Source organism: Streptomyces iconiensis (assembly GCF_028657195.3).
In the GTDB taxonomy this organism is placed as follows: domain Bacteria; phylum Actinomycetota; class Actinomycetes; order Streptomycetales; family Streptomycetaceae; genus Streptomyces; species Streptomyces iconiensis.
Genome location: NZ_JANCPR020000019.1, coordinates 24,159 through 37,875, shown reverse-complemented (window position 1 = coordinate 37,875; position 13,717 = coordinate 24,159). Strand labels below are relative to the sequence as shown.

The 13,717-nt window shown below is 68.2% G+C and carries 13 protein-coding genes and 2 pseudogenes; 8 read left to right on the top strand and 7 right to left on the bottom strand.

All coding sequences use genetic code 11. The features are described from left to right. The first annotated feature begins 780 nt into the window (after positions 1-780). Complete coding sequence (locus tag NMN56_RS19910; protein ID WP_280842880.1) at positions 781-1,791, top strand: hypothetical protein; 1,011 nt, start codon at positions 781-783, stop codon at positions 1,789-1,791. A 175-nt stretch (positions 1,792-1,966) separates the two neighbouring features. Here the strand turns inward: NMN56_RS19910 and NMN56_RS19905 are convergent, their stop codons facing one another. Both NMN56_RS19905 and NMN56_RS19900 read right to left on the bottom strand, forming a co-directional pair. Further along, the gene (locus NMN56_RS19905; RefSeq protein WP_274045928.1) at positions 1,967-3,157 is read right to left on the bottom strand and encodes an FAD-dependent oxidoreductase; all 1,191 of its coding nucleotides are present in this window, start codon (positions 3,155-3,157) and stop codon (positions 1,967-1,969) included. Positions 3,158-3,424: 267 nt separating this feature from the next. Then, positions 3,425-3,898, bottom strand: a complete 474-nt coding sequence (locus tag NMN56_RS19900) for a MarR family winged helix-turn-helix transcriptional regulator (RefSeq protein ID WP_274045929.1) — start codon at positions 3,896-3,898, stop codon at positions 3,425-3,427. A gap of 362 nt (positions 3,899-4,260) precedes the next feature. Here NMN56_RS19900 and NMN56_RS19895 point away from each other — a divergent pair, with 362 nt between their 5' ends. Continuing rightward, complete coding sequence (locus tag NMN56_RS19895; protein WP_274045930.1) at positions 4,261-5,244, top strand: amidohydrolase family protein; 984 nt, start codon at positions 4,261-4,263, stop codon at positions 5,242-5,244. 188 nt (positions 5,245-5,432) lie between these two features. Next, positions 5,433-5,639, top strand: a complete 207-nt coding sequence (locus NMN56_RS19890) for a VOC family protein (RefSeq protein WP_274045931.1) — start codon at positions 5,433-5,435, stop codon at positions 5,637-5,639. Between the two features lie 9 nt (positions 5,640-5,648). Here the strand turns inward: NMN56_RS19890 and NMN56_RS19885 are convergent, their stop codons facing one another. Both NMN56_RS19885 and NMN56_RS19880 read right to left on the bottom strand, forming a co-directional pair. Next, entirely contained in the window at positions 5,649-5,834 is a 186-nt protein-coding gene (locus NMN56_RS19885; RefSeq protein ID WP_280842881.1) for a hypothetical protein, read from the bottom strand. Positions 5,835-6,024: 190 nt separating this feature from the next. After that, a complete protein-coding gene (locus NMN56_RS19880) occupies positions 6,025-6,606 on the bottom strand; it encodes an MmyB family transcriptional regulator (protein WP_430542646.1) in 582 nt (193 codons plus the stop codon). A gap of 337 nt (positions 6,607-6,943) precedes the next feature. Between NMN56_RS19880 and NMN56_RS19875 the strand changes: the two genes are divergently transcribed. After that, positions 6,944-7,348 carry a carboxymuconolactone decarboxylase family protein gene (locus NMN56_RS19875; protein ID WP_274045933.1) on the top strand — a complete coding sequence of 135 codons (405 nt, stop codon included), beginning with the start codon at positions 6,944-6,946 and terminating at the stop codon, positions 7,346-7,348. A gap of 983 nt (positions 7,349-8,331) precedes the next feature. Here NMN56_RS19875 and NMN56_RS19870 read toward each other — a convergent pair. Continuing rightward, complete coding sequence (locus NMN56_RS19870; RefSeq protein WP_274045934.1) at positions 8,332-8,829, bottom strand: HXXEE domain-containing protein; 498 nt, start codon at positions 8,827-8,829, stop codon at positions 8,332-8,334. 161 nt (positions 8,830-8,990) lie between these two features. Here NMN56_RS19870 and NMN56_RS19865 point away from each other — a divergent pair, with 161 nt between their 5' ends. Both NMN56_RS19865 and NMN56_RS19860 read left to right on the top strand, forming a co-directional pair. After that, the gene (locus tag NMN56_RS19865; protein ID WP_274045935.1) at positions 8,991-9,539 is read left to right on the top strand and encodes a TetR/AcrR family transcriptional regulator; all 549 of its coding nucleotides are present in this window, start codon (positions 8,991-8,993) and stop codon (positions 9,537-9,539) included. A gap of 200 nt (positions 9,540-9,739) precedes the next feature. Next, positions 9,740-9,847: pseudogene (locus tag NMN56_RS19860) on the top strand (IS982 family transposase); the annotation flags it as partial. A 194-nt stretch (positions 9,848-10,041) separates the two neighbouring features. On the opposite strand, the pseudogene NMN56_RS19850 reads toward NMN56_RS19860, so the two are convergent. Beyond that, a pseudogene (locus tag NMN56_RS19850) lies at positions 10,042-10,125 on the bottom strand (IS5/IS1182 family transposase); the annotation flags it as partial. A 687-nt stretch (positions 10,126-10,812) separates the two neighbouring features. On the opposite strand from NMN56_RS19850, the gene NMN56_RS19845 reads away from it, so the two are divergent. Together NMN56_RS19845 and NMN56_RS19840 are read left to right on the top strand one after the other, a co-directional pair. Next, positions 10,813-11,190, top strand: coding sequence for a hypothetical protein (locus tag NMN56_RS19845; RefSeq protein WP_274045936.1), 378 nt, complete (start codon positions 10,813-10,815; stop codon positions 11,188-11,190). A gap of 152 nt (positions 11,191-11,342) precedes the next feature. Beyond that, the gene (locus tag NMN56_RS19840) at positions 11,343-12,125 is read left to right on the top strand and encodes a hypothetical protein (RefSeq protein WP_274045937.1); all 783 of its coding nucleotides are present in this window, start codon (positions 11,343-11,345) and stop codon (positions 12,123-12,125) included. Positions 12,126-12,380: 255 nt separating this feature from the next. On the opposite strand, the gene NMN56_RS19835 is transcribed toward NMN56_RS19840, so the two are convergent. Continuing rightward, entirely contained in the window at positions 12,381-13,709 is a 1,329-nt protein-coding gene (locus NMN56_RS19835) for an MFS transporter (RefSeq protein ID WP_274045938.1), read from the bottom strand. Positions 13,710-13,717 lie beyond the last annotated feature (8 nt).

The window sequence follows — 13,717 nt, the reverse complement described above, 5'->3', positions numbered from 1 at the left end:
TAATTCGCCAGGGCGGAATTCGCCAGGCCGGGAGGCGGTGTGATCGGCCGGGCTGCGGCGTGAACGATGCGAAGTACGGCCGCAGTTCGCAGAGTTGCTGCTCCCCGCGGTGCAAGGCGGGTCTGTGGAGTCGGCCGAGGTGACCGACATGGTCGTCAGGGGCGGAGCCCTGACCCGCTGCCCGGCAGGTCACCTGCCGGGCAGCGGGTCCGGTTGCGGGTCAGAACGAACGAGCGGCTTCTACCTGCGGTTTCCTTGTGATCTGCCAGCGGCAGGCAAGGCAGTAGTGCTGGTGTTTGAGCGGCCTCGGTCCGTCTGTGCGGAGGTCGCCGCCTGTACGCGCAAGACGTTCGCCGAGCAGGTGCCCGGGCTCACCCGTCGGTTCGGTCGGCGGACCGAACGGATGCGGTCGACGCTGGTTTCGGCCGGTCTCACGCTCGCGGGCCGGGGCAGGCGCCCGGATGACGGGGGCCTTCGCCGCGCCGGTCAGCCGGAACACCCCGCTGAGCCTGATCGCCTCGCTGCCGGACCCGCCCGCCGGAACACCTCCGTGCGGTCGGCGTCGGGGGAATGCCAGCGCAAAAGGCCCTGACCATGGAACTGCGCGCGCCGGGGCGGGCGATCGTGCCTCCGGCGCACGATTGTGCGCCGGTCCCCTCCCGTTTCCCCGTTGCTACTTTCCGGTGCAAAAGTTGAAAGGAGCTCCAGATGTGCGCATCGTGGCATGAATACAACATTGCGCCAGAACGCAGCGCAACTGACACCCGTGGCATCACCGCGGTGTCCCGGATCCCCACCAGCATGGAAATCTGGTGGACCGGCATCAACCAATCGGTCGAAGGCGCCTACTGGTACGAAGGCGGCCAGTGGACGCGCCAGCAGATCGCGCCCAATGGCAGCGCCTCCGGCAGCGGCGGAATGGCCGCCGTCTCGCGGATTCCCGGCAGCATCGAGTTGTGGTGGATCGGCGCCAACGGGTCGGTGGAGGGCGCCTACTGGTACGAGGGCAGCCCGTGGTCCCGCTACCAGATCGCGCCCAACGGCAGCGTGAACAGCGAAGGCAACCTCGCCGCTGTGTCACGGGTCCCCGGCCACCTGGAACTGTGGTGGATCGGCGCCAACGGGTCCGTGGAAGGAGCCCATTGGTACGAGGGCGGCCAGTGGACGCGCTATCAGATCGCGCCCAACGGCAGCGCCGCTGTACGGGGCGGAGTGGCCGCCGTCTCGCGGATTCCCGGCAGTATCGAGTTGTGGTGGATCGGTGCCAACGGGTCGGTGGAGGGCGCTCATTGGTACGAGGGCAGCCCGTGGTCCCGCTACCAGATCGCCCCGGCCCGCAGCGCCTCGGTCAACGGCGGCATGGCTGCGGTCTCACGCGCGCCCGGCACCATGGAGGTGTGGTGGATCGCTGACACCGGCAGCGCCGTCGCGTCGGTGGACGGCGCGTACTGGTACGAGGGCGCCCAGTGGGCCCGCTACGGCATCGCACCGAACGCCGGGGCGTCCCCGGGAACCGGGATCGCCGCGGTGTCCCGGATCCCGGGCAGCATGGAGATCTGGTGGGTCGGTCCCCAGCGTGAGGTGAAGGGCGCGCATTGGTACGAGGGCGGGAAGTGGACCGTCTACCAGCACTCCGCCTTCGGCAGCGGCGCCGCCTTCGGCGGTGTGGCCGCCGTGTCGCGGATTCCCCGCAGCATGGAGACCTGGTGGATCGGCGGCGAGGGCGCACCCAAGGGCCGCGGCTCCGTGCAGGGCGCCTACTGGTACGACAACGGGCCCGAAGCGGGCTGACGCGACACGGTGAAGGCGGAATCGCCTGCCACCCGAGTCCGCGGAGAACGCAACAGCCCTGTGTGCGAAGACCGGTTCACCGACCGGTGCGGCCCGCCCGTCGCGTCCAGCTCCCGGACGACCACCGGGCGCAAAGAACCACAGCCCTGCCAGGCCCTGCTCCCGTGCCTGGCAGTCAGGAAGGCTGGACCTCGTCGAAGAGGGCGAGGGCTTCAGTGGGGTCCGGGCTCACGAGGCGTTCCAGACCGGCGGTCGTGATGCTCGCCCACCTGCCGGCCCGTGCCCACATCTGTTCCTCGAAGGCGCGGACGGCCTCGTCCAGATCTCCAGGGCCGGGGGCGGCGGCGATGGACTCGGCGAGTTCGGCGCCTTCCAGCATCGCGAGGTTCGCGCCCACTCCCAACGGGGGCATCAGGTGGGCGGCGTCGCCCAGCAGGGTCACTCCGGAGACGTGGGCCCAGGTGTGGGACACGGGAAGGGTGTAGAGGGGGCGGTGGGCGAAAGCGGTGCCGTGGCGGAGGAGGTCGAGGACGGGAGCGGCCCAGCCGTCGAACAGAGCCAGCAGGCGCGATCGCACGGCTTCGGCGTCGGCGTCGGCCTCGACATGGGCCTCGGCGCCGGCCGGGTCCTGGCTAGCGTGCTGGTTCGGGCCCCGCCGCCGGCCGGGGTTCGTATGCCGGTCCAGAGGCGCGCGGAACTGGGCGTACACCTTGACGTGGCCGCCGCTGTTGCGCTGGGCGACGAGCGCGCGGTTCACGCCGTACACAGCCACGGAACCGTCGCCGACCAGCCGGGCGAGGCCGGGGTGGCGGATGTCGACATCGTCCAGGGAGGTCTCGACCAGGGTGACGCCGGTGTACTGCGGCGTCACGGACGAGACCGCCGCGCGTACCCGCGACCAGGCACCGTCCGCGCCGACCACGAGGTCGAACGTCTCCTGCCGCCCGTCCGCGAAATGGACCAGCACGCCATCCCGGCTCCCCGGCACCACCTCCGTCACGTCCCGCCCCCACCGCACGTCCAGCGGCCCGAGCAACAGGTCACGGAGTTGCCCGCGGTCGATCTCGGGGTTGGCCCGGTCTCCCGGGCGGGGCTGCCAGTCGCGGAGGACGGCCCCGTCCGTGTCCAGGATGCGCATGGCCTGCCCCTCGGGACGGGACAGCGTCTGGAACTCGGCCAGCAGCCCCGCCTTCTCCAGCGCCAGTTGGCCCAGCCCTTCGTGCAGGTCCAGCGTGCCGCCCGGGGGGCGGGCGTCGCGTGCGGGATCACGTTCGAGGACGGTGACAGGGTGACCATGACGCTGCAGAACGCGGGCGAAGGCAAGGCCGGCGGGGCCGCTGCCGACCACGGCGATACGGGATCTCATGCCGGTGCAACGTACCGGCCCCTCGCCAAGCCCGTCCCGCCCGTCACCGAACCGAAACGACGGCGTGAGGCAGCGGAGGGATGCGCCGCATCGTGCTCGGCCGCGCGGCGGAAGGGCGCCGAAGCCTACGCAGCGCCGGAGGAGTTGGCGCATGGGCGCGGTGGGCGACGAGGAGAGTACGGGCGTCCGCGCGGGTGGTGCCGGGTGTGACCGCCCCTGGCGGAACGCCGCGAAGCGGTCCAGCAGTGCGTGTACCCGCCGCCGGTCTTACCGGAGTTGGTCCGGGCGGTCCTGGTGGTCGGCGCGGTCCGGGCGGTTCTGGGCGAGCTGGGTCTCGATGCGCTGAAGGGTCGAAATCACCATGGCGATCTCATCGGCATCGGTGACGGTCCCGTCGAGCAGACGCGACCAGGTCTCCCGCAGCCGCCGCAGGTTCTCCTGCGCCTTGTCGGTGGGGTAGAGGCGTACGCGGCGCGCGTCGTGTTCGTCCACGTCCCGCCGTACCAGCCCGTTCTTCTCCAGCCCTCGTAGTGCCCTGCTGAAGTTGCTGGAGATCAGTTGGGTGGCCTCGGCAGCCGCGCCGGGAGTCGTGCCCGGGTGGCGGTCTATGAACCGCATCACGGCTCCTTCCAGGGGAGTCCCGGACTCGGCTGCCGTTTCCTTGGACGCGTGGATATGGCGGCCCACCGCCAGGATCAGGTCAGCGAGCTCGAAGAGCTGTGAGGTCTGCTTCTCGTCCACCCCACCAGGATAACTTGCCTGTCGCCAGATAGTTATCGTTTGACAGTCACTTGCCTGCTTCGTACATTGCCTGTCAAACGACAGTTGGCTCATGCGGCCGTGCCCGGGCCGACCCGACCTGCGCCTGGTCGCCGCACACCTGGAGAGGGCCGGCAGGTGACCGCCACGGTCCGCGGCACGAGTGAGACCGAGCCGTACCGCCTGGCCGCCACCGGCGACCGCCTCACCCTGAAAGTGTCGACCTGGTCCCGCCCGAGGAGGCCGATGCGCTGCCCGGCCGACCGACCGGCAGACGACGAGACCTCTTGCTCGGTGACACCACCAGTCCCTACGCCTGACGAGACGAGCCGGAGAACGGGAACATGAAGATCATCGCTATCGAGGAACACTGGAACAGCGTCGCCATCCGCGACGCGCTCGACCTGCTTCAGGGCACCGAGCGGGACGAAAGCGTCGCCTTCAACACCATGGGCGACAACCAAGCCCGGCTCGAAGACATCGGACCGGGCCGGATCGAGGCCATGGACACCGCCGGCATCGACCTGTCCGTCCTGTCGGTCGTCACCCCCGCCACCCAGGCCCTCCCCTCCCGCGAAGCCGTCGTCCTGGCTCGCGACGCCAACGACGAGGCCACCGACGCGGTCGCCGCGCACCCCACCCGGCTCCGGGCATTCGCGACCCTGCCCACCGGCGACCCCCAGGCGGCAGCCACGGAACTCGAACGGTGCGCCACCCGCCTGGGGCACGTCGGCGCGATGGTGCACGGGCGGGCCGGCGACCGCCCACTGGACGACGCCGCCTACGACGACCTGTTCGCCACCGCGGCCCGCCTCAACCAGCCGATCTTCATCCATCCGCAGATCCCGTCCAACCGGCTGCGCGATGCCGCCTACCGGGGCCTGGGCCCCCAGGTCGACCTCGGCCTGGCGACCTTCGGCTGGGGCTGGCACATGGACGCGGGCCTCGCGGCGCTACGACTGATCCTGAGTGGCACCTTCGACCGCCACCCCGACCTCCAACTCGTGCTCGGTCACTGGGGCGAGATGCTGCTGTTCTGGATGGACCGGGTCGACAGCCTCTCGGGCATCGCCAAGCACCTCGAACGCCGGGTCTCGGACTACCTCACCACCAATATCCACATCACCAGCAGCGGAATGCTCCAAGAACGCCTGCTGCGCCACACGCTCGACTTCACCAGCGCCGATCAGGTGCTGTTCTCCACCGACTACCCCTTCCACCGGCCCGACGCGGCAGCAGTCCGCGAGTTCTTCGACGCCATCCCCGACCCTGCGGACCGCTGCAAGATCGCCTTCGGCAATGCGGAAGCGCTGTGCCATCTGACGTGACGGCCCGGGTCCGCAAGCACCAAGGCTCAAGTGTCCTCATCACCGGTGACCTCGCCGCCCTGCGGTGTGTCAGCCGCCCGCGGCCGACGCCTCCGCCCCTGTCCCCGTCTGCCGACCCCCGTTGGGCCACTTGCGATCGTGGTCGGGCAGTCTGGTGCGCAGCCTCGCCCCGAGTACAGGAGATTGCCATGTCCCCCGCCCTTCCTCCCCTCTTCCACGTCGGCATCGTCGTGGCGGACCTCGACAGTGCCGCAGCGGACTACGAGCGACGGTGGGCCGTCAAGACCGAGCGGATCATGGATCTCCACTTCGCCGAGGCCCGGTTCCACGGACAGGAGGTCTCCTGCTCGGCTCGCTTCGGCTTCATCGGCACCGGAGCATCGGAGACGAACTGATCCAGCCGCTCACCGGCCGCTTACACGGAGTTCCTGGAGACCAACGGCGAAGGTGTCCACCATCTCGCCTACGCCGTCGAAAGCGTCGACCGCCATCTCGCGGCGCTGCGCGAGGCGGGCGAGGACCCGAATGTCGTCTTCGACGGGGCCATCGCGGGCCGGGCCCGCTTCGTGTACCTGGACGGCTTGGCACACGGGCCGGTCATCGAGCTGATCGAGCGGGCCGGCCAAGGCGACTGACCGCCCGGGGCACCCACGGTCGTCCTCTCGTGGCCCGTCCTGTTCCCGTACGCGGGGCCCCGTTCTCCCACGGAGACTCCTACAGAGATCGGGGCCCCGTTTTCCTACAGCTGCGACCAGGCGGCGTGCAGCGCTGACTAGCTGTTCAGGGCTGGAGCTGTGCTGCTGTAGGCCGGCGAAGTCGGCGCGTGCCGTTTCTGCAGCTTCCGGTTACGCCTGGCCTGGGCCCTCCCGTGTCCGGGGTCGGCGGCCGTCTCCAGCCTTTCGTAGGCGAGAGGGAGGTCACCGACGGCGTGGTGGCGGAAGCGTTTGGTGCCGGTGCCGGTGCCGGTGCCGGTGCGTGATGGCGGACGTGCCCGTGCCGTGATGGCGGGCGTCGTGGGTGACCAGCGGGTGCGGAACCCGTCGCTGCGGATGGACAGCGACGGACAGCTCCCCGACGAGGTCCCGGCAACTCCTGGTCATAGGGATTGCGGCCGGCCTCGGTGCGCAGGATGGCGCCCGCGACGTCGGCTGCTTGCTCCCAATCGGGGTGCAAGCGCCGGGAAGCGGGGTCGGGGAAGGGGAAGCGGGCGAGGTCTGTCCGGTTTCCGGGGCGGCGTAGATGTCGCCGTAGAAGGCGGGGGTCGGCGGGTTGGCGGCGAGCAGGTCCGTGCGGCGTTGCGACGCAGGTCCGTGTGGCCGTTGCGGACGAAGGCCGGACCGGCGGTGACGGCGTCCGGGCCATCGCAGGCCGCGGTGCGGCGTTCACCGCGGGGTGGCGCGGCGGGCGCGGGGGCAGGCGAGTGCGTCGGAGCCGTCGGCGGGCCCGCGCCGGATGGAGCGGGTGGGCGCGCGTTCCGCGTCATCGAGCTGTGCGCCGTGTTGAGCGCTGCGGCAGGCAGGGCTCTCCTTCCCCTCTCTTTCTCTCTTTTCGATCCCTCTCTCTTCGATTTGCATCTGACGTCGACGTCAGGTTTTAGCGTTGTGGGCATACGGAAGCGAACACGAACGCGTACCTCCGGACAACGGCCGTGCCCTCCCCGTGAGGCGGCCCAGCGCGAACCAAGAACGAAGGAACTGACATGACGGACCAGACCCAGGTCAAGAGCGAGCGCTTCCAGCGGGGCATCGCCTACTACAACAACCTGCACCAGGATTCGGCCGGCGAGGCGTCGTTCGACGCTCTCGAAGCCATCGCCCCGGGCTTCGCGGACCTCCTCATCGAGTTCACCCTCGGTGACGTGTTCACCCGGCCCGGCCTGGACGTCAAGACCCGTGAACTGCTGACCGTGGCCGGTCTGACCGCGATGAGCACTGCCCCGCTTCAGCTGAAGACCCATATCGACAGCGCTCTCAACGCGGGGAACACCAAGGAGGAGATCGTCGAAACGATCACGCAGATGGCCGTCTTCGCCGGATTCCCCGCCGCGCTCAACGCCTTCTTCGTCCTCGGTGAGGTCCTCCAGGACCGCGCCGGCAAGGAGTAGTAAGTGCTCGGCGGCGCGGGGCCTGGGCGAGGCTGACACGTATGCCGCACGCTTCAGGCCCCCGCCGCCGAGGCGTTTTCATCCCACGCCGAAACCGTGGGAAGACGACACACCGACTCGGCGAGCCGGGTCGGCACCGTTCCGGATCAGTCCGTTCCCTCCAGACGGAGCGCACCCCTCGCCGATGTCCTCGACCATCCCGAGTCGAGCGGGAACCACCAGCGGAAGCAGTCCTTGAGCAAGCGGTCGGCAGCGAAGACGGGGAGCTGACCGCCGGTTCCTCCTTCGAGTGCTTTCCAGAGGGCGGGGACGAACCGATTGCGAGCCGCGCGGTGTCGTGGGCACTTTCAGGTGCGAGGCCGAGGACGTTGAGGCGCTGGTCACCCGCTGGCGCGGTAGATGCGGGCCGGCTGCGCCGTGCTCACTTTTCCACTCTCATCGTCGCGCACTGTCGAGCAGGGAAACGCTACGCGGCCTGGTTGAAGCGGTACGATCGGCCACCCTTCGCACAGCCGATGCTCCCGCTTCAGGGCCGGTAGACGCACTCGCCAGCGTCGTGTGCTTCTTCCAGCCCCGTGTCTCGTACAGCGCGCGCCCGGCGTTGGTCGCGCCGGGAACGCCGGGAACGCCGGGAACGCCGGGAACAGAGCCCATCTCCAGGGCGCGGTCGGCAAGCGTACGCACCACGAAGTTGCCCGGCCCACGCCGTGGCTGGGCCTCCTCGCTCACCACCCGGTCCACGACCACGGCTTGCCCGAGAGAGGCCATCTGCCCCCCGTCCTTTCTCGGTTCTGGCTCAACTCCCGTAATGCTGTCACTTCCGTCACGGCACGAGGACTCTTCTCCCAAGGGGTTGGAACCTCTCCCAAGGGGTGGGAACCGACCAGCCCCGCCGCCACCGGGTGCGGAGCGGTCCGCCGCGTGGAGGACCTGCGGGGGTCGCCCTCGTTGTCGTCCCGTTCGGCGCCCCTGTCCGCGTTGCGCTAGAGGAACAAGAATCCGATGGCAAGGGCGGCGATGAGCGTGCCGATGACCGCCGCGAGGGTGAGTTCAGCGACGGTGGCCCGGCGCTGACGACGGATCCAGATGAAGAAGAACACCGTGGCCGGGATCGATACCACCGCCCCGGTGACCGCCCCGGGGGCGTAGTCGCCCAGCGCTATCCAGGCGGTCAGGTGGAAGAGGGCGTTGACGGCGAACTGCCACTGGAAGGCGGCGGCCATGACCACCCAGCCGCCGTGCCGGCCGGCCAGCACGGCCCGCCAGGAAGTGAGGAGCACCAGCAGCATCAGCGGGATGTGGTACGCGGCGAACGTGCCGGTGGTCTCCGGGCCGAAGTGCTCCGAAGCCCAGGCGGCGAAGCCCTGCAATTCCTCAAGGGTGTGTAGCACGTAGACCAGGTAGGGCAGCAGAAAGGGCGCGGCGGCAAGCCACGGCGCGGGGGACAGGCCGGCTGCTGGGTGGGTGTGCGGGGTGGCCATCTGGGTACCTCCCGGGGGTTCTTGGACGCCCGGGTAGGCTACGAGGGATTCCTCGCTTTCGGTACTCGCCTTCGGAGGCCCCGATGCCCCGCTCGTCGTCCGGGTACCAGCCCAGGAAGACACCGGTCCAGCGGCGTTCCTGGCGCACCAGGGAGCGGATCGTGACCGGAGCGGCTCGCGTTTTCGCCGAGTATGGCTATGCCGCCGGGACCACGGACCGGATCGCCGCGGCGGCCGGGCTGTCGATCGGCTCGCTCTACCAGTACTTCCCCAACAAGGACGCCATCCTCGTGGTGCTCGCCCAGGCGCACCTTGAGCAGACCGCCGAGGCGGTAGAAGCGTGTCTGAGCCGGCCCAGGCCGGCGCGGGAATGGCTGCCGGAACTGACCTCGGCAGTGATCCGGCTGCACGCCGACAACCCACGACTGCACCAGGTGCTGTTCGAGGAAGCCCCTCGGCCGCCGCAACTGCTGGCCCGTTTCCGGCAGGTGGAGCAGGACGCGGTGGAAACGGCCGCCGCGCTGCTGCGCTCCGACCCCGAGATGCACGTCGACCAGCCAGAGCTGGCCGCTCGCATGGTGCTGGCCACCATCGAGTCACTGACTCACCGCTTCACCAGCCGCAGCCACCACCTCGACACCGCCCACCTGACCAACCAGATCGTCACAATGACCACCGCATATCTGCAGACCTGCCGAACCCCTCGATAAGGCCGGCCCCGGTCCATCCCCGGCGGGCGGACCGCATGCTCAACCTGCCGCATCGGATCGCCGGTGAGAACGTCAGGACAGCGCCCGCACTCCTCGTAGGACGCTGACGACGCGGTCTCTGCCGAGAACGGAACGTTGGCGCACCCGGCCCGGCTGACGAGGCAGGAGCCGGCTCACTTGCGGGAGCGGCCGGTCGGATCGTCCGGCAGCTGATCGAGTCGGTCAACGAGACCCTCAAGGACCAGCCCGGTCTGGAACAGTACGGCGGGCGGACATTCGAGGGCGTAGACGTCCCCGTTGCAGTGCGCCGACGGGTCGGGGTCACCCCGGTGGACCTCACTCTGGTGGCCTGACATCGGCGCGGATCGGCGCCATGAACGACGCGTTGAAGCGCGGGAACGTTGATGTGGTCCGGCTGCGGCAGGTGCTGGTCGGCCTGCCGCAGCCGCAGGTCGCCGACGGGTGCCTGGTCCTCGCGGTCGACGTCAGCCATTGGCTCCGCCCGGACGTGCACCAGGCCGACCGGCGCACGCCGGTGGGGCGGGAGCTTGCAGCGGCGGTCATCCTCGCGGATGACGATGAGCATGGTGACCCCACTCGGCGGCAGGGGCGAGAACCAACGAGGCTCCTGCGCTGATGTGTTGAGGCTTCGAACACTTCCCTCAACGGCACGGGAGCCTCGTTGTTGCGGACAGGGTCCCCACCACCGATCCGAGGCGCACGCTGAGAGAGCTCACTCAGATGGAAAGAAGCCGCCATGCCATGGCCATGCCCGGGAGCGGAGCACCGGTCAGGCTGACTACGGCTGGGCCAGTGTTCGTCACCCGGCCCGCAGCGACCTAGGGGGCCTGTGCCGGTCACGGCCGCACCCCCGAGACCGCTGCCTGAACGGACACAGGTCCTGCACCCCGATGCGGCAGCCCTCCGCTCGGGCCCCCGTCGGCTCGGCCCACCCGAGGGCGGTGTGGCGTAGCCACTGCTCAGAGCCCAATCGCTGCATCGGAGATCACCCTGCTAACCGAAAGGTAACTGCATGGTTCCGCCAGCAGTGCCTGGCGTATCGGCCGCGCGAATCATGAAATCAGGATCATACATTCACAAACTGCAATATTTCATTCGAATTCGTAGGCTTATTCGGACGTTGACGAATATTCGTGCCATGTGGTTGCCTCATCGGGCACTCAGGACGTCGGCCGGCTTCGCTAATTGCCGCCTGGTGTTTGTGCAACAGGTTGACCTGCGCCCAATCGCATCCCATTCGATTGGAGAAACCATGAAGCGTAAGATCGCACTCCCGCTCGGCCTGCTGGCCGTTTGTGCCGCGGGCACCATCGGCTTCGCTCCGGCGGCTAGCGCCGATGTGGAACTGAAGGCAGAGACCTTCCAGCTCTTCCAGAACAACAACTATGGCGGCGGTACGCGCGCATTCACCAGCGGCGACCATGAACTGTCCGGCAATAAGTGGGACAACGGGGACAGTATGCAGAACTCAGCCAGCTCGATGAAGAACTTCCGGAATCACTATGTTGGCCTTTGGGACAAGGGTACGTCCTGCACCGGCGACAACTACACCGCGAAGCCCAACTCGCGGGACTCGTCGTTCGGTAACAATGGGTTCGACAATGACACTAGCTGTGTGAAGTTCCTGTAAGGTCGTGAGGTGGTGGCATCGGTGAAACGCCGATGCCACCACTTTCATGCGGAGGGTGACATATGCACAGGCTGTTTCAGCGAATAGCGCCCACTGCTGCGGTGCTGATGGCGACGGGGTGTTCGTCGGCATCGGATCGTGGACATGGGCCCGTGTCCGAGGCGGACGCCCCTGCACCGTCATCACAAGTGCTCGCCCTGAAACTTCCATTCGATGACTATGAGCTTTCCGTCGATGAGATTTACTACGCCGAAGGTGCCCAGGACCTTCTTGTCGAACGCTGCATGGAAGCCAAAGGGTTTGAATGGAGCGAAATAGAGCGGCCAAAGTTCGGCGACTGGAGGAACCGCCGGCGATACGGCGTGATCGAGAAGACGATTGCGTCGCGGTACGGCTATCATTCCGTCCCGGAGATCCTGGCCCCTACCGTGGTGGCCGAGCGTAGAGAACAGCGGGAAAAACATCTCAGCCCCAACGCCCGCGCAGCCGCCCTGGAAGACGGCAAGGGTTGCTGGGAAACTACCTATAATAGGATGTGGGACGGGATTGAGATGGACCAGCCCCTATTTAATAAACTCAGCGCAAAAGGGCTTGAAGAATCTCAGGAGACTGGAGCCGTTTCCTCGCTGATCCGCAAATGGTCTGACTGCATGAAGGGAGAGGGTTTTGCTTACTCTGATCCCTACGATGCGGCCACCTCCCGTGCCTGGTCCAAGACAAAGAAACCCTCAACACGAGAGATTCGCGTCGCCGAGGGCGACGTCGCATGCAAGCGTCGCACCAACTTGGTGTCAGGCTGGGTCAGGGAAGAAAGCAAGATCCAACTCAAGTACATTCGAGACAATGAGAAATATTTCAGCACCCTGAGACATCAGAAGCGGACATATCTGCAGCGCGCTCGAAGCATAATCGAAACTCATGGACGGCAGCCGTAGATAGCCGCTGTCCGCTTCTGTTTATTGTCTGGCGTCGGCGTAGACGTGCCGGCGGTGGCGGCAGAGACGGGAGCGGTGTCGATGGTGGTGGCGCCGAGTGGACCACCACAGCAGGTGGAGATGGCGCAGCCCAAAGTTGCAGGAACTCCTACGTCGCATGTCTGACCTCCAGCTCCTATATGAGTGGGCGTGCGTGTCCGGCCCGGCTCTCCCCGCCCCAGTACGACCACAAAAGCTTCCTCGTCCGCTATGCCCTCACCCGGCCCGCGGCGCCTGGCCTGCGCCCGTTGTGTGACTCCGACGCCCACGACGAGTCAGGCGACGGCGAGGCCGAGTAACGGAGGCGCCGCACGGTGTCTGATCATTTCCACCAGTGCCAGGGAGGTGGCCGTGGCCATCCGCATTCGCCGCACGGTTCCTGGCCGGGCCTTTCTCGAACGTGTACAGCGCCAGTAGGTGGCGGGCCAGGGCGAGGGTGGCAAGCAGCGCGACGAGCACGCACACGCCCCACCAGCCGACCTGGCTCCAGACGCGCGTCCCGAGCCAGGAACCTGCGCTGCCGCCCAGGTAGGCGCAGGTCATGTAGGCGGTGTTGAGCCTGCTGCGGGCGTCGACGCGCAGGGCGTAGACGCGGACCTGATTGGCGACCATGCCGGACTGCATCGCGGTGTCGAGGAGCAGCGTGCCGAGTGTCAGGGAGGCCAGGCCCAGCGTGCCGCCCCGGATACCGATGGTGAGGATCGCGGCCGAGATGAGGACGCCAAGCATGCAGACCAGGTTCACTGGGTCGGGGCCGTAGCGGTCCACCAGGCGGCCGGTGAGCGGAGCGGAGACCATGGTCGCCGCGCCGACCAGGGCGATCATTCCTACCGCCTGGGCACCCAGCCCGTAGGCCGGTCCGGCGAGCAGGAGCGCCAGGCAGGTCCAGACCGCGGAGAACCCGGCGAAGACGGTTGCCTGGTAGAAGCACGAACGGCGCAGGTCAGGCTCGGTGCGCAGCAGGCGCAGCGGCTCGGCCAGTAGCGCTGTGTACGGCTGGCGGGAGGACGGGGTTGTGGTCGGCACCGCGAACGCCAAGACGGTGGCGAGGATCAGGGCCAGGACCGCGGCGACCAGGTAGGGAGCCCGCCAGCCCAGCCACTCACCGAGCGTGCCGCTGAAGGTCCGGGCCAGCAGCATGCCGCCGGTCGATCCGCTCAGCAGGGTGCCGATCACCGCTCCTTGGCGGTCGGCGGCCACGAGACCAGCCGCCATGGGGGCAACGATCTGCGCGCCCACGGTGGTCAGACCGACAAGGGTGCTGGCGGCAATGAGGGCAGGCAGAGCCGGTGCGCAACCCGCTGCGAGCAGTGCCAGGCCGGTCAGGGCGAGGAGGACGACGAGGAACGAGCGGTGCGGGAGCCGGTCGCCGAGCGGCACCAGCAGGACCATCCCGGCCGTGTAGCCGATCTGTGTGGCGGTCACCACCGCAGCGGCCGAATCGGGCGACACGTGCAGCCCGGCGGCGACCAGCGGACCGATGGCCTGCGGAAAGTAGATGTTGCCCACTGCCACGGCGCAGGTGACAGCGAGGAGCAGGGTCATCCGGCGGC